We start from the raw sequence: 15,181 nt of genomic DNA on the forward strand, positions 1-15,181 counted from the left end.
TTTGATGGGTGGCCAAGGTGCCAGAGCGCATGCCACGCTCGTGACCGCCACCATGCATTTGAGCATCAATGCGAATGCGCGGCTTGCGGCGCACATACAAGGCACCAATGCCTTTGGGGCCGTAGGTTTTGTGAGCCGAAAAGCTCATGAGGTCCACTTTGAGGGTTTGCAGGTCGATGGCCACCTTGCCAGTGGCTTGCGCTGCGTCCACATGGAAAATAATGCCCTTTTCGCGGCACAGCTCACCAATGGCTGGAATGTCTTGAATGACACCAATTTCGTTGTTGACGAACATCACCGAGATTAAAACGGTGTCAGGGCGAATGGCGGCTTTCAAGGCGTCCATATTCACCAGGCCGTTTTCTTGTACATCCAGGTAGGTGGCTTCAAAGCCATGGCGCTCAAGATCGCGGAAGGTGTCTAGCACTGCTTTGTGCTCTGTTTTGAGGGTGATGATGTGCTTGCCCTTGGTTTGACCATAGAACATGGCCGCACCCTTGATGGCCAGGTTATTCGATTCGGTGGCGCCCGAGGTCCACACAATTTCGCGCGGGTCTGCGTTGACCAAAGCGGCCACGTCTTCACGGGCTTTTTCGACGGCTTCTTCGGCCGTCCAGCCATAGGCGTGGCTGCGGGATGCCGGGTTGCCAAAGCTCTCGCGCAGGTAGGGGATCATGGCGTCGACCACGCGTGGGTCCACCGGGGTGGTTGCGCTGTAATCGAGGTAAATCGGCATCTTCATACAAGTAACTCCAATCAACTGCTGTTATTTAGTGTGTGGTGCTTGCGGCTGGGGCATTAGACGCCGCCGGCCTTTCACGAAACTGAATGGTTCGTGAGGAATTTTTTTCTCGCTGCTTGTCGACCAGGCACTGAATAGACACAGAGCCCAAGTACTCCAGCATTTTGCGATTCAGGCTGCTCCACAGGTCGTGGGTCATGCACTGGCCTTCTTCGGTGCAGTTTTCTTTGCCGCCACACTGGGTGGCATCCAAAGGCTCGTCGACCGCCAAAATGATGTCGGCCACGCTCACGGCGTGCAAAGGCTTGGTGATTTGGTAACCGCCCCCAGGGCCACGAACGCTGTCGACCAATTCGTGGCGACGCAGCTTCGAAAACAGCTGCTCCAGGTAAGACAGTGAAATACTTTGCCGCTGACTGATGCCGGCAAGCGACACCGGCCCCGTGTCTTGCTGCAGGGCAAGATCAATCATGGCGGTAACGGCAAATCGGCCTTTCGTGGTCAAGCGCATGGCAACCTTCTTAATTCCGAGTATTTTGGTCAAGTATAGCAAAACCCACTAATTTACTCAAGAATTCAGGCCTAGGGTTTGGCCTGATGGCGTGACACGGCAAGGGTGTGGCGTTGTTTGATTCAGCGGCGGCGTTGCGCGATGAATCACTGAGCCGGGTGGCTGTTAATCACACGGGTTGGAAGGTTGCGCCGCCTCTAGGGCGGCGCTAAGGCAGGGTACTAAGCTAGGGCACTAAGCCAGGGCACTAAGGCAGCTTAGGCTGCAGCAAACTGGAACACGCGCTTGCGCAACACTTCCAGCAAGCCGGTGCAGCTGTCTTCAATGTAGTTCAACACAGTGTCGAACCCATCGGGGCCACCGTAGTAGGGGTCGGGCACGGTGGCCTCGTCGTGCTCGGTGGCGTAGCGCATCATGAGCTGGATTTTGTGCTGGTACTGGCGTGGGCACTGCTGCTGCAGCAGGCTCATGTTGTCCCAGTCCATGGCCAAAATCATGTCGCTGTCGCGAAAGTCGTCAGCGCTCACCTGGCGGCTTACCAGGCCAGAAATGTCGTACCCGCGCTTGGCGGCCGCAGCCACGGCGCGTGGGTCGGGGTTTTTGCCCAAGTGGTAGGCGTGTGTGCCTGCAGACTCCACAGAAATTTCCTGGTCCAGTTGGGCGTCTTTCACCATTTGCCTGAATACACCTTCCGCTGTTGGAGAGCGGCAAATGTTACCCATGCACACAAACAAGACTTTGCTTTTCATATTGGCTTCCTTTGACTGAACCCACAATTTAAGAACGTTCCAAACTTTGTAGCGCATACGCCGCTAGGCGCTTCGCTTGGCATCCAGGGAGGCAATGTTGCTTTCTCCCTTGCTGCCGAATACCTGCTCTTTCAGCACGCCCAGTTGGTCTCGAACCCGGGCGGCCTTTTCAAATTCAAGGTTTTTGGCATGCTCCAGCATGAGCTTTTCAAGCCGTTTAATTTCTTTGGCGGCTTGTTTTTCACCCAACGGGGCTTCTTCCAGAGCCTTCTCAGCCTTGCGGGCTTTGGAGGCGTTTGGATCAAACACGCCGTCGATTAGTTCCTTCACCTGCTTGTTCACCCCGCGCGGCGTAATGCCGTTGGCCAGGTTGAAATCAATCTGCTTTTGCCTGCGCCGCTGGGTTTCGCCCATGGCCAATTCCATGGAATCGGTCACCCGGTCGGCGTACAAAATGGCCTTGCCGTTCAAATTGCGCGCAGCCCGGCCAATGGTTTGGATCAAACTGCGTTCGCTGCGTAAAAAACCTTCCTTGTCGGCATCCAGTATTGCAACTAGGGACACTTCTGGAATATCCAAGCCCTCGCGCAACAAATTAATGCCCACCAGCACATCAAATTCACCCAGGCGCAGGTCGCGAATAATTTCAACCCGCTCCACGGTGTCGATGTCGGAATGCAAATACCGAACCTTCACACCGTTGTCGCTTAGGTAATCAGTGAGGTCTTCAGCCATGCGTTTGGTGAGCGTGGTCACCAGCACACGATCGCCGGCGCGAGTCCTCTCGTGGATCTCGCCGAGCAGATCGTCGACCTGGGTGGTGGCAGGGCGCACTTCAATCACGGGGTCGATTAACCCGGTGGGGCGCACCAATTGTTCAACCACTTGGCCAGAGTGCTCTTTCTCGTAATTCGAGGGCGTGGCTGAAACAAACACTGGTTGCCGCATTTTCCCCTCGAATTCCTCGAAACGCAAGGGGCGGTTATCCATGGCAGATGGCAGACGAAAGCCGAAGTTAACCAGGGTTTCTTTGCGCGAGCGGTCCCCGCGGTACATGCCGCCCAACTGCCCAATGGTCACGTGGCTTTCGTCGATGATCATGAGCGCGTCTTTGGGCAAGTAATCAACCAAGGTGGGTGGAGGTTCGCCGGGCGCCGCACCACTTAAATGGCGGCTGTAATTTTCGATGCCTTTGCAAAAACCCAGCTCTTGGAGCATTTCAAGATCGAAGCGGGTGCGTTGTTCCAAGCGCTGAGCCTCGACAAGTTTGCCATTTTTAACAAAAAAATCAACCTGTTGGCGCAGCTCTTCTTTGATGGTCTCGATGGCGCGCAGCACGGTGGCCCGTGGCGTCACATAGTGGCTGCTGGGGTAAATGGTGAAGCGCGGAATTTTTTGGCGAATTTTGCCTGTCAAGGGGTCAAAGAGCTGAATGCCGTCGATTTCATCGTCAAACAGGTCGATGCGCACAGCCAATTCAGAATGTTCGGCCGGGTAAACGTCGATGGTGTCGCCCCGCACACGGAATGTTCCCCGTGAAAAATCCAGGTCGTTGCGCTTGTATTGCATGGCAATCAGGCGTTTTAGGATGTCGCGCTGGCTTAGCTTGTCGCCATGGCGCAGGCTGAGGATCATGGCGTGGTAGTCGCTGGGGTCCCCAATGCCGTAAATGCAGCTGACTGTGGCCACAATGATGGTGTCGCGCCGCTCCAGCAGGCTTTTGGTGGCCGACAGGCGCATTTGCTCAATGTGCTCGTTGATGGAACTGTCTTTTTCGATGAACAAATCGCGGCTGGGCACGTAGGCCTCGGGCTGGTAGTAATCGTAGTAACTCACGAAGTACTCCACCGCATTTTTGGGGAAAAACTCCCGCATTTCGGCGTACAGCTGGGCGGCCAGTGTTTTGTTGGGCGCCAACACCAGGGCTGGGCGGCCGGTTTGGGCGATGACGTTTGCCATGGTGTAGGTTTTTCCAGAGCCTGTTACCCCCAAAAGCGTTTGGAAGAACTCGCCGTCACCCAGGCCTTCAACCAAGCGGGCAATCGCCGTCGGCTGGTCCCCAGCGGGTGGGTAGGGCTGGTACAACTGGAAGGGGCTGTCTGGAAAACTGACGAAACCTGGGGCCATGTTAGAATGCTGGTTTTGGGTTGCTGCTATTTAAGAGGGCCCGTAAAACGCGAGGTCGTGATGTTTGCCAGCCACAATTGGGCGAATAACAAAACCGGGATTCTATAAACGGTTTTAAGTAGGCAGGCATTGCCGTAGAATCATGACGTCGCATTTTTGAGCCCCGCCCTGCAAAAACACGCAAGGTTTGTGATAGGCCAATCCTGCATTATCGTCGGAAATTGTTTTTATTTCCAGACTTGACTTTTTCTTTTTTCACTCGCAACAAACGGAATCATGCTTTCAAATCGCGCACTTACGATCAAACCATCCCCAACCCTTGCAGTGACTGCCAAGGCCGCACAACTGAAAGCCGAGGGCAAGGACATCATTGGCCTGGGCGCGGGCGAACCTGACTTCGACACCCCCGATCACATCAAAGAGGCTGCCAAAAAGGCGATTGACGCCGGCTTTACCAAGTACACCGCCGTGGGCGGCACGGTGGGTTTGAAAAACGCGGTGATCGCCAAACTGAAGCGTGACAACGGCCTTGAATACAAAGCCAATGAAGTGGTTGTGGGTGTGGGTGGCAAGCAGTGTATTTTCAACATGGTGTTGGCCACCATCAACGATGGTGACGAGGTGGTAATACCTGCGCCTTACTGGGTGAGCTACGCCGACATCGTAGAAATTGCAGGCGGCGTGCCCAAGCTGGTGTTTGCCGGCATTGAACAGGGCTTTAAAATCACGCCCGCCCAATTGGAAGCGGCCATTACCCCCAAAACCAAGATGTTCATGATCAACAGCCCCAGCAACCCCACGGGCGCTGTGTACAGCAAGGAAGAGCTGGCTGCTTTAGGCGAGGTGTTGCTGAAGCACCCCAATATTATTGTGGCCACCGACGACATGTATGAGCACATCAACCTCACTGGCGCGCCGTTTGTGAACATCCTGAATGCCTGCCCGGCGTTGAAAGACCGCACCGTGGTGCTCAACGGCGTTTCCAAGGCCTACAGCATGACCGGCTGGCGCATTGGTTTTGCTGCGGGCCCAGCCAAGCTGATCGATGTGATGACCAACCTGCAAAGCCAGTCCACCTCCAACCCCACGTCCATTTCCCAGGTGGCGGCCGAGGCCGCGCTGAATGGCGACCAGGATTGCTTGAAACCCATGGTGGCCGCCTTCCGCGAGCGCAACGAATTCGTGTTCAAGGCGCTCAATGCTGTGCCCACCATTCAATGCCTGAAGGCCGAAGGCGCCTTTTATGCATTTGTGGACGCCCGCAAGGCCATCGAAAAGCTGGCCGCCGAGGGCAAAATCAAGGCTGCCAACGATTTGGAACTGACTGCTTACCTGTTGGAAGCAGGTGTGGCGGTGGTGCCCGGCTCAGCCTTTGGTGCAGACGGTTACTTCCGCATTTCGTTTGCCACCAGCATGAGCAACCTGGAAAAAGCCTGCGAGCGCATTGGCAAAGCATTGGGCTGAGCCTTGCTCTGCCTAAGTTGTAGGCAAGTGGCGAAATTTTTTCGGTGCGTTGGCCCAAATAAGGCCGTAATTGGGCTTTAAGGGTTGCACAAAAAAATTTCGCTGCTATAATCTCGGCTCTTTCCCCGATAGCTCAGTCGGTAGAGCGACGGACTGTTAATCCGCAGGTCCCTGGTTCGAGTCCAGGTCGGGGAGCCAAATACTGAAGTCGAATCAAGCCCTTACGGTTTTTAGCCGAAAGGGCTTTTTTCTTTTCTGGGCCAGTCGGTACGTATTCGGTACGATAGGGGAGGGGTTTCACAGTTGCTGTCGCATTGCGAATCAACTTGTTTACCTTGTGGGTTGCAATCGCGATCTAATTGCATGAGTTGAAAAGCTTCGTTTTAATATTTTTATAGTGGCTCAATTGGTGAGCCTGCTTGTGTTCATAATTACCGAAGTTCCAACGGAAGAGTTGTTTGGGGTTTGTTTGCAATTCAAGTCACGCGATTCTATGGTTTGGTTCTCTTGATTTCCAAGCAGCCCCCCCATTTTGGTCCCGTTCATCGGTAGAAGAAATCTAGTCGCGACACTTTCCAATGATCGATAATTACCGGAGCAGAAAGTCGACATATGCACGACTTCATTAGAGATAAAGTTTGACCAATCCCGTTCACTTTGAAGGGAAGCCTCAGCGAATTTTTAGTGTCGGTATTGTTTGTGGATAACGTACTAAAGCGCAACGACCGGATCACGCCACTGTGAGGAAAGAATGGTTGATAAAGAACCTGTTTTTTTAGGTGTACCTTGTGGATGTAGCGGCGGAAACCCCAATTGTTTTAAGTGTGGGGGATGGGGCTTCTTAGATAAGATCGGCCGGGGAAGATCCTCCCCCCCTACTTCGGAATTAGGTCTAAAAAACTTTACGTTAAAGGGGCGGCGAAAAAAGAGAGTGATCCACCCTGGCGCACTTTTTAAAGAATGTCCAAAATGCGGCGTGAAAGTAAGGAGGCTTTCAAAGCACCTCCGCAAAGTACATGACGATGATTCGGTTTGCTAACTTTTAAAGACCTTTGCTGGGGCTTGTTATGGTCAGGTATTGAAAAATTCAATTGGAGGGAAATCCATCTCTGCGGCGGAAAATTTGCTACAAGAAGCTGACTTTTTCGGTGACCTCCTGCGCCCGTATCAAAGTACGGAGAATAAAAGAATCTCTATAAGGCTAGGCTTAAGGAAATATTTGTAATGCCTGAAAGATATCGACTCTCTTTTACCACCGGCGGTTTGTTCCTGCGAGAGTCTGAGGTGGTTATCGCTTCCTACCTCAGATTAAGCGATTGGAAGAAGGTTCGGGATGTTGTGCGTCAGGAAAACTTGCTTCAGGTGCGCACCGAGGCGGCGTCTACGCGCATTAGTAAAGAGGTCATTTCTCGTTTGGAAATGCTTGACCAAGCCGAACTCGACGCTTATCCAGACCTATCGCTTCGAGACCAAGCGTACTTGCTTTGGGTGGGGGTGTGTCGCCGCTATAGTTTTCTGAGGGAGTTTGCAATTGAAGTCTTGCGCGAACACTACTTGTCTTTGCGTCGTGAACTGACGATTGGTGAGTATGACAATTTTTTCAATAGCAAGGCGCTTTGGCATCAGGAGCTGGACCAGCTTGCCAGATCAACTCAGCAAAAGCTGAGGCAAAATCTTTTTCGCATGCTGCGTGAGGCAAGTCTTGTCTCTGATCAGCAAATTATTCAGCCGGTGCTGCTTAGCCCAGCACTAGCAGAACTGCTGGCTCGTAACGATGTAAAAGACTTCGTTGTATTCCCCATTTCTGACTTAGAAGTAAAAAGGTGGCAGGCATGAGCCCAAAAATAAGTCATCAGTCACTTTCAAACCGCTTTGAACATCTTATTAAAGTAATTAGTGGTGAACGCTTCTTACAGATGCGGGGGCTAAACAACGACCTGCCATTTTACATTTGCGAGTTTAAAGCTTCAGAAGCGAATGAGATGGAGCGCTTGCGCCGTCAGCTTATTAACACCTTGGCCAGCAGTAGCGTTGAATGCCTCGGAGGGCGTGGTGTAAAGGTTTTGGAAATCAATCTGTACGACCTTTGCATCGAAATGTTGAAAGCCCGTGAGGGCAGCTGTGAGGGGGTGTGCCTGTGGGATGAAATTCTTAGCATTGAGGCGAACGCTGAAAAGGATGGGCTGCTAGAACTGCTTCAAAACGTTCTAGGAATCGAGGAATACCTCATCCCAGCTATTGGCGAACGGCTCCAAACCGCTGAGTTTGACGTACTGTTTTTATCTGGTATCGGGGAAGTGTTTCCGTACATTCGCTCCCACAATGTACTCAACAATTTGCAAAGTACTGCGAAAGATAAGCCCACAATCCTTTTTTTCCCGGGTGAGTATCGGCATTCGCTGGAGCAAGGGGCTTCCCTGGAGTTGTTTGGTTTGCTGCATGACGACAAGTATTACCGTGCATTTAATATTTATGAAATTCAGGCTTAAGGAAACAGTCGATGGAGCTAAATCGCATTTTTCGGCAACCAGTCAACCGCCCGATAGAAGGCGTGATCAAGGCTGACGATGAGAGCAGTCTTTATGTAGAACTTAACGAATATGTGCTGACCGATGAAGTCGCCAAACGTTTGGAACATTTTCTTGACGCGTATAACAATTACCACGGCGCAAACGGTGTTTGGGTTTCGGGCTTTTTCGGCTCCGGCAAGTCACACCTGCTAAAAATGCTGGCTGTGTTGCTGGAAAATCGTGCTATTGACGGTAGTTCAGCTCTCGACATTTTCCTGCCCAAGATCCCGAAAGAGGATGAACTACTACGGGCATCACTCAAAAAGGCCGTGGCGATTCCTTCCAAAAGCATTCTGTTCAATATCGACCAGAAGGCCGACATCATCAGCAAGACTCAGATCGACGCTTTGCTCTCGGTGTTTGTGAAGGTCTTCAACGAGATGTGCGGCTATTTTGGCAAGCAAGGGTACATCGCCCAGTTCGAGCGAGACCTGGACAGTCGAAACCAATTGGAGCCGTTCAAAGAAACCTACCACCGCTATGCCAATAAGCCTTGGGAACGTGGGCGAGAGCAAGCTCTTCTCGAATCGGGCAACATTGCACGTGCTTACGCCGACATCACTGGCGAGGACCCCGCCTTGACCAAGGGCATCCTTGACAAGTACCGAGCTCAATACAGCGTCTCTATTGAAGATTTTGGTAACCAGGTAAAAGCGTGGTTGGATAATAAACCAGCCAACTTCCGTCTTAATTTTTTTGTCGATGAGGTGGGGCAGTACATCGCTGAAAACACCAAGCTCATGACCAACCTGCAGACGGTGGCTGAAAGTTTAGCCACAAAATGCCAAGGACGAGCTTGGATCTTTGTTACCGCGCAAGAGGATATGAACTCTGTGTTGGGGGACATGAGCAAACAGCAAAGCAATGACTTTTCAAAGATTCAGGCCCGTTTTGCTAACCGCATGAAGCTTACCAGTGCGGATGTGGCTGAGGTGATTCAGAAGCGTTTGCTGACCAAAAACGAAACCGGCGCCGAGCTGCTGAAAACCACCTACAGCCAGCAATTTAATAATTTCAAAACCCTGTTTGAGTTTGCAGATGGCGGGCAGCAGTACAGCAATTTTCGCGACGAAACCCACTTTGTCTACTGCTACCCCTTTGTGCCCTATCAGTTCCCCTTGTTTCAGTCGGCAATCCGTGGCATCTCGATGCACAACGGTTTTGAGGGCAAAGCAAATTCTGTGGGCGAACGCTCTATGCTGGGTGTTTTCCGAGAAGTTGCTATTGCAATTGACAACGCGCCAGTGGGCCAATTGGCAACTTTTGATCGCATGTTTGAAGGCATTCGGGGTGCACTTAAAAGTGCTATCCAAAGTGCCATCAACAATGCTGAGCGCCATCTGGGGAACGAGTACGCGGTTCGCGTCCTAAAAACCCTGTTTTTGGTCAAGTATGTCAAAGAGTTCAAGGCCACCGTTCGAAACCTCAGTGTGTTGATGCTCGAACGTTTTGGAGAGGATCTTCCTGCCCAGCGCAAGAACCTTGAAGCAGCGCTTAGCCTACTTGAGCAGCAGACTTACATTCAGCGCAATGCAGATGTGTACGAATACCTGACCGATGAAGAAAAAGATGTCGAAGAGGAGATCAAGAACACTGAAGTTGAAGCCGCAGATATTCTGAAGGAGCTTGAAACCTTACTGTTTGACGGTGTGATCAAGCAACGCAAGATCCGACACAGCAACGGCCAAGACTACCCCTACACCCGCAAATTGGACGACCGAACGCTTAGCCGAGAGCATGAGTTGGCCATCCACATCATCACGCCGTTGTCAGAAAACTTTGACAACATCACTTTGCAGCGTATGCAAAGCATGGGCAGGGACGAACTACGAGTGGTGTTGCCCGCCGATGCGCGTTTCATGCAAGACCTGACGATGCACAAACGCACGGAAAAATACATCCGCCAGAACAGCAACACTCAGCAGGAGGCTATAAAACGCATCCTGGACGCCAAAGGCTTTCAAAACACAGAGCGATTGAATGACCTGCAAGTGCGCGCAAGAGCCATGCTTGGCAAAGCAACACTGATGATCAACGCTGCTGATGTAGAGGTTACTAGTGAGGATGGCCAAACCCGCGTACTGGCTGGTTTTGGTTATTTAATTCAGACTACCTATCCGAATTTGCGCATGCTTCGCGATGTGCCCTTCAATGAAGCAGACATCGGCAAGCACCTGCGCATGATGGAAGATGGTCTGCTGGCCAATGATGCCACCAGCCTCACCGAGCCTGAGCAGGAAATATTGGCCTTCATTCAGAGCAACGCACGCAGCGGTGTGCGCACCACGGTCAAGAGTTTGCTTGAGCGTTTTGAGCGCAAGAATTATGGTTGGTACTACGCTGCCATTTTGTGTAACTTGGCGTTGCTTTGTGCCCGAGGTAAGGTCGAGGTTCGCCAGGATAGTAATTCACTTCAGCAGGACGCCCTAGAGCGTAGTTTGCGCAACACCAATGCTCATGCCTCGCTGGTGCTCGAACCTCAGGTTGAATTCAGTGCCTCCCAGGTTCGTGCCTTAAAAGAGTTTTTTGCAGACTTTTTCGACAAGCCAGCCAGCAGCAACGAAGCGCGTGCCATGGCCCGTGAGGCGATCGACGCCCTCAAAGAAATGGAAATTGAATTGGCTGGCTTGCTTGGTCAAAAAAACGATTACCCCTTTTTGGCTGTGTTGGACCCGGTAATCGCAACTCTCAAGGATTTGGCCGGCAAAACCGACCAGTGGTTTCTGACTGATTTGGGGCGTGCCGAGAATGCACTGCTGGACACCAAAGAAACCATCATCGACCCCGTGCGGCGTTTCATGAGTAGCCCTCAAAGGCAGATCTATGAACAAGCACGCTTGTTGGTTGCCGCGCAGGAAGATAATTTTGCCTATGTTGGGGCTGCCGGGGTGGAGGTGGTTCGCAATCTTCTTGCTGACACTAAACCTTGGCAGGGCAACCGCCTGCAGCAAGTCAAACCGCAATTGGATGAGTTACAACAAGCCATTGCAAATCAGCTTGCCACTGAAAGGGAGCTTGCAAATGCGCGCCTAGCCGAGCTGGAACAAAAGCTGCAGTCTACGGTTGAGTATGCTCAGCTTTCAACGGCTAATCAGTCGCTGTTCAACAAGCCATTTGGTGAAACCCGCCAGGCTTTACAAAATCAAAAGCGAATCGCAATGATCCGCGACTTGCTCCGGCATTTCGAGGACGAGCGATTCCCGCAGTTGTTGCTTCAGCTTGACCAATTTGCGCGCGCTGCTGTGCAGACCACAGTTTCAGGCACAGATACGGAGCCGCAGGTAGTTACTTCCGCTGGCCAAGCGCCCAGCGTACCAATCACTTCAACACCACAACCAAGAGAAACAAAACTGGTACCTGCCCGTACTATCAAAGTGAGCTTTGGTAAGCCTTGGCTCAGCAGTGAGGCCGAGCTGGATGACTACCTTCATAAGCAGCGCGAAGCGTGGTTGAAAGAAATTCAGGCGGGCAATCGAGTCCAAATATAAATGGGAGCGCCATGAGTAAATTTATGGCTGTAGGGAAAGGCAAATGGACACCAGCAAACTAAAAAAATTCGCTCAATTTGCGCGCCGCACACTTGGGGAGCAGGTAAGCGCCAAGCTGGCCTTGGTGCTATCAGCAGGCAGTGCTGCGCGGCGTGAAAACGCCGACGCCGTCAAGAAGCTGGAGGATGCAATTAGCCTGCACGGCAAAGATCAAGTGATTGAACGAGTGGCATACACCTGGTTTAACCGTTTTTGTGCATTGCGCTTCATGGATGTGAACCGATATACCCGAATCGGTATCGTGTCACCCTCAGAAGGCCAATTTCAGCCGGAAATTTTGCTAGAAGCAAAGATGGGGCACATGGATGCGGATATGGTGCCCAGCAAGATACAACAGCAAGTGACCGATCTGCTTGCTGGTACGGCACCCAGCCATGACCCTCAGGGAGAGGCCTATCGCCTTCTGGTTGTGGCAGCTTGTAACAGCTGGCATGAATCCATGCCTTTTCTGTTTGAGCGCATCAACGACTACACCGAGCTGCTGATGCCTGACGATCTGCTTTCCGGTAATTCCATTTTGGCGTATACCCGCGAAGCCATGACACCAGACGCCTGCAAAGATGTCGAAGTGATCGGCTGGCTTTACCAGTTTTATATTTCCGAAAAGAAAGATGCCGTTTTTGAAAGGCTGAAGAAAAATCAAAAGATCACGCCGGAGAACATCCCGGCTGCCACCCAGCTCTTTACGCCACATTGGATTGTGCGCTATCTGGTGGACAACTCCCTGGGCCGCCTGTGGTTGCTCAACCGCCCGCATTCGAAGTTGGCAGAGAAGATGGAGTATTACATCCCGCCAGAAATGGGTAGCGGCGAGCTGGGCAACGATTTTCTACGCATTAGTAAGCCTGAGGACCTCAAGGTGTGTGACCCAGCCTGTGGCTCTGGCCATATGCTCACGTATGCCTTTGACCTGCTGTACGCCATTTATGAAGAAGAGGGCTACGACGTTGCGGAGATCCCAGAGAAAATTCTGGCACACAACCTGTACGGTATCGAACTCGATGAACGTGCGGGTGAGCTAGCCGCATTCGCCTTGACAATGAAGGCCCGTGCCCAACACCGCCGATTTTTCAACAAACGCATTAAACCGAACATTACAGTGCTGGAGAAGATTTGCTTCAGCCCTGAGGAACTGGATGAGTACATGGGCTATGTGGGCCGAAACCTTTTCACGCATGGCCTGCGCGAAACCTTGCAGCAGTTCAGCGAGGCCGATAACTTCGGCTCGCTCATCGTGCCCAAGGTGGGCAATGTGGCTGATGTACTGGCTACGCTGGAAGCCAATGATATGGCCGGAAACCTCTTCCTAGCCGATACCCATCAGCGCGTGCTCAAGGTGCTGCGCATGGCCGAAGCCCTCAGCCCACGCTATGCGGTGGTGGTGGCCAACCCGCCCTACATGGGCGGCAAAGGGATGAACGGGCGGCTGAGTGTGTGGGCGAGGGAGAACTACCCGAACAGCAAGTCCGACCTGTTTGCGATGTTCATTGAACGCAATCTGGATCTAACGGAGAACGGCGGCGCGGTCGCCATGATCACCATGCAGAGTTGGATGTTCCTGTCGTCCTTCGAAGCTTTGCGCAGCCGCATCTTGAACCAGCACACCATTCTCTCGATGGCCCACTTGGGTGCACGGGCCTTCGACAGCATCGGTGGTGAAGTGGTGTCTACGACCGCTTTTGTGCTGGAGAACACACACAAGCCGGAGTACCGAGGAGCGTACCTGCGCCTGGTTGATGGCAACTCGGAAGCTGAAAAGATGGAGATGATGGTAAAGGCCATCGCTCAAGGCAGGGCGGCATGATCACTCAACTGCAGCTTAAGAATTTCACCGCTTTCACTGAGTTGGCGATCGACTTTTCGCCCGGCATCAACATCATAATTGGCGAGAACGGTACTGGCAAAACCCAGCTGCTCAAAGCCGTACTGGCCTTGAGCGGACCGGAGGCCAGCGGGGAGCAGGCTGATGAACAACTGGCCCGCAAGCTGTGCCGCCTATATCAGCCGCTCAGCGGAAAAGTGGGCGAGCTGCGTCGTGCAGGTACCCGAGGTGATGCGCAGCTGAGCACGACCTTTGCGTCCGGCCAACTCATCACTGCCAAGTTCAACGGCAGCGCCGAGGTGGTCAAGGTAACGTCGACATCAGTTGGCGAGGCTTTACCCGCCATCTTCATTCCGACCAAGGAGGTGCTATCGCTGGTGCGCGGCCTGACTGCCGAGCAGCCAGACTTGCCCACTATCGAACGGATCTTTGACGATACCTATTTGGATTTGGCGAACGCGTTGCGGATCGAAGATGACGGGAAGCTGCTAAAGAAGACCCAGAACAATCCAAGGCACTCCACCATCGTTCCGAGATTAACCAATCTGATTGGTGGGCGTTACTTGTTCAAGGCAGGTGGTTTCTCCTTCCAAGCAGGCATGTACGTCGATCAGCTGGGCGAAAGCACCGCTGATGAGGAATTGGCACCTCAAAGCTTCAAGGACTCGAAGCTTCGCTTCGCACCAAAGCAGACTCCGCTTATGTCCAGCGGCATGACGGCCGAAGGCTTCCGCAAGATCGGCGTGCTTCAACGCCTGCTTAGCAACGGCAGCCTCAACCCTGGCACAAGCGGCCCGCTGCTTTGGGACGAGCCTGAATCCAACCTCAACCCCAAGCTGATGCGGGATCTGGTGCAGGCCTTGCTTGAACTTGCACGAAATGGACAGCAAGTCATCCTGGCCACACACGACTACGTGCTGCTCAAGTGGTTCGACCTGTTGCTGGATAAGGGTAAGGGGGATCAGGTGCGCTTTCACGTACTTTCCCGTGATGCCGACTCTGGTCAGGTACGTCGGGACAGTATGGACGACTACCGCGCCATTGAGCCGAACGCCATAGCCGATACTTTCAACGAGCTGACCAAGGAACAGGTGGCTCGCAAGATGGGGGCCTTGGGGAAATGAAACTGCGCGAGCGCGACCTGGAGATCGACTTTACAAATGCGATCGACGCCATTGTTTTCGATCAGATGAAGGCCGACCAACCAGGCTATCACGGTATCGGGCAAATGCATCGCGTCGATTTCGTGGTCGAGCTTGAGGAGGCGATTCTCTTTGTTGAGGTGAAAGACCCGGGTAACCCAAAGGCACAGGCTGAGGGGTTGGCGAAGTTTCATGGCGAACTGCAAGACGGAACGCTCAGCGACACCTTTACCGCCAAGTTCATTGACACCTTCCTGTATCGCTGGGCCGAGGAGTGCCTGCAAAAGCCGGTTCACTACATCAGCCTAGTCACGCTAGAAGACAACGAGTTGCTGCCGAATCTCTCGGACGAGATCGCCAAGAAGCTTCCACCAATGGGTAAGTCTGTGCCGCGCTGGAAACGCCAGTTGGTGGAGAACTGCCAGGTTTTCAACATCGAGCTTTGGAACGCGAGCTTTCCGAAATGGCCGGCAGCTCGCATCGCGAAGGCACAGCAATGAATCATG

The 15,181-nt window shown here is 52.7% G+C and carries 11 protein-coding genes and 1 tRNA gene; 8 read left to right on the forward strand and 4 right to left on the reverse strand.

The genetic code is table 11. The features are described from left to right. The 4 genes from ACEQU8_RS06100 to uvrB form a co-directional block, all read right to left on the reverse strand. A partial coding sequence (locus tag ACEQU8_RS06100) for an aminotransferase class V-fold PLP-dependent enzyme (protein WP_370262289.1) occupies window positions 1–742 on the reverse strand: 742 nt, incomplete at its 3' end. 28 nt (window positions 743–770) lie between these two features. Beyond that, a complete protein-coding gene (gene iscR / locus ACEQU8_RS06105) occupies window positions 771–1,253 on the reverse strand; it encodes a Fe-S cluster assembly transcriptional regulator IscR (RefSeq protein ID WP_370262291.1) in 483 nt (160 codons plus the stop codon). A gap of 257 nt (window positions 1,254–1,510) precedes the next feature. Beyond that, window positions 1,511–2,002 carry a low molecular weight protein-tyrosine-phosphatase gene (locus ACEQU8_RS06110; RefSeq protein WP_370262293.1) on the reverse strand — a complete coding sequence of 164 codons (492 nt, stop codon included), beginning with the start codon at window positions 2,000–2,002 and terminating at the stop codon, window positions 1,511–1,513. A gap of 63 nt (window positions 2,003–2,065) precedes the next feature. Then, window positions 2,066–4,129 (reverse strand): excinuclease ABC subunit UvrB, encoded by a 2,064-nt coding sequence (gene uvrB / locus ACEQU8_RS06115; RefSeq protein WP_370262294.1) that lies wholly within the window; start codon window positions 4,127–4,129, stop codon window positions 2,066–2,068. 276 nt (window positions 4,130–4,405) lie between these two features. On the opposite strand from uvrB, the gene ACEQU8_RS06120 reads away from it, so the two are divergent. From ACEQU8_RS06120 to ACEQU8_RS06155, 8 genes are all read left to right on the forward strand, one after another. After that, window positions 4,406–5,593: a pyridoxal phosphate-dependent aminotransferase gene (locus ACEQU8_RS06120; protein WP_370262296.1), complete on the forward strand. Its 1,188-nt coding sequence runs from the start codon at window positions 4,406–4,408 to the stop codon at window positions 5,591–5,593. Between the two features lie 122 nt (window positions 5,594–5,715). After that, window positions 5,716–5,791: transfer RNA gene (locus ACEQU8_RS06125), tRNA-Asn, on the forward strand. Between the two features lie 1,026 nt (window positions 5,792–6,817). After that, on the forward strand, window positions 6,818–7,429 hold the full coding sequence (locus ACEQU8_RS06130; RefSeq protein ID WP_370262297.1) for a DUF1819 family protein: 612 nt from the start codon (window positions 6,818–6,820) through the stop codon (window positions 7,427–7,429). Next, window positions 7,426–8,082 carry a DUF1788 domain-containing protein gene (locus ACEQU8_RS06135; RefSeq protein WP_370262299.1) on the forward strand — a complete coding sequence of 219 codons (657 nt, stop codon included), beginning with the start codon at window positions 7,426–7,428 and terminating at the stop codon, window positions 8,080–8,082. The genes ACEQU8_RS06130 and ACEQU8_RS06135 overlap by 4 nt, the downstream gene beginning before the upstream one ends. Before the next feature lie 11 nt (window positions 8,083–8,093). Beyond that, complete coding sequence (gene brxC, locus ACEQU8_RS06140) at window positions 8,094–11,651, forward strand: BREX system P-loop protein BrxC (protein WP_370262300.1); 3,558 nt, start codon at window positions 8,094–8,096, stop codon at window positions 11,649–11,651. Between the two features lie 43 nt (window positions 11,652–11,694). After that, window positions 11,695–13,515, forward strand: coding sequence for a BREX-1 system adenine-specific DNA-methyltransferase PglX (gene pglX, locus ACEQU8_RS06145; RefSeq protein ID WP_370262302.1), 1,821 nt, complete (start codon window positions 11,695–11,697; stop codon window positions 13,513–13,515). Further along, the gene (locus ACEQU8_RS06150) at window positions 13,512–14,657 is read left to right on the forward strand and encodes an ATP/GTP-binding protein (protein WP_370262303.1); all 1,146 of its coding nucleotides are present in this window, start codon (window positions 13,512–13,514) and stop codon (window positions 14,655–14,657) included. Before pglX ends, ACEQU8_RS06150 begins: the two co-directional genes overlap by 4 nt. Beyond that, on the forward strand, window positions 14,654–15,175 hold the full coding sequence (locus ACEQU8_RS06155; RefSeq protein ID WP_370262304.1) for a hypothetical protein: 522 nt from the start codon (window positions 14,654–14,656) through the stop codon (window positions 15,173–15,175). Before ACEQU8_RS06150 ends, ACEQU8_RS06155 begins: the two co-directional genes overlap by 4 nt. Window positions 15,176–15,181 lie beyond the last annotated feature (6 nt).

It is taken from the genome of Limnobacter sp., assembly GCF_964228395.1.
Taxonomy (GTDB): domain Bacteria; phylum Pseudomonadota; class Gammaproteobacteria; order Burkholderiales; family Burkholderiaceae_B; genus Limnobacter.

Coding starts and splice junctions, on each gene's coding strand:
- ACEQU8_RS06110 (WP_370262293.1), bottom strand. CDS start 2,002: ATGAAAAGCAAAGTCTTGTTTGTGTGCATGGGTAACATTTGCCGCTCT.
- iscR (WP_370262291.1), bottom strand. CDS start 1,253: ATGCGCTTGACCACGAAAGGCCGATTTGCCGTTACCGCCATGATTGAT.
- ACEQU8_RS06130 (WP_370262297.1), top strand. CDS start 6,818: ATGCCTGAAAGATATCGACTCTCTTTTACCACCGGCGGTTTGTTCCTG.
- uvrB (WP_370262294.1), bottom strand. CDS start 4,129: ATGGCCCCAGGTTTCGTCAGTTTTCCAGACAGCCCCTTCCAGTTGTAC.
- ACEQU8_RS06120 (WP_370262296.1), top strand. CDS start 4,406: ATGCTTTCAAATCGCGCACTTACGATCAAACCATCCCCAACCCTTGCA.
- pglX (WP_370262302.1), top strand. CDS start 11,695: ATGGACACCAGCAAACTAAAAAAATTCGCTCAATTTGCGCGCCGCACA.
- brxC (WP_370262300.1), top strand. CDS start 8,094: ATGGAGCTAAATCGCATTTTTCGGCAACCAGTCAACCGCCCGATAGAA.
- ACEQU8_RS06150 (WP_370262303.1), top strand. CDS start 13,512: ATGATCACTCAACTGCAGCTTAAGAATTTCACCGCTTTCACTGAGTTG.
- ACEQU8_RS06135 (WP_370262299.1), top strand. CDS start 7,426: ATGAGCCCAAAAATAAGTCATCAGTCACTTTCAAACCGCTTTGAACAT.
- ACEQU8_RS06155 (WP_370262304.1), top strand. CDS start 14,654: ATGAAACTGCGCGAGCGCGACCTGGAGATCGACTTTACAAATGCGATC.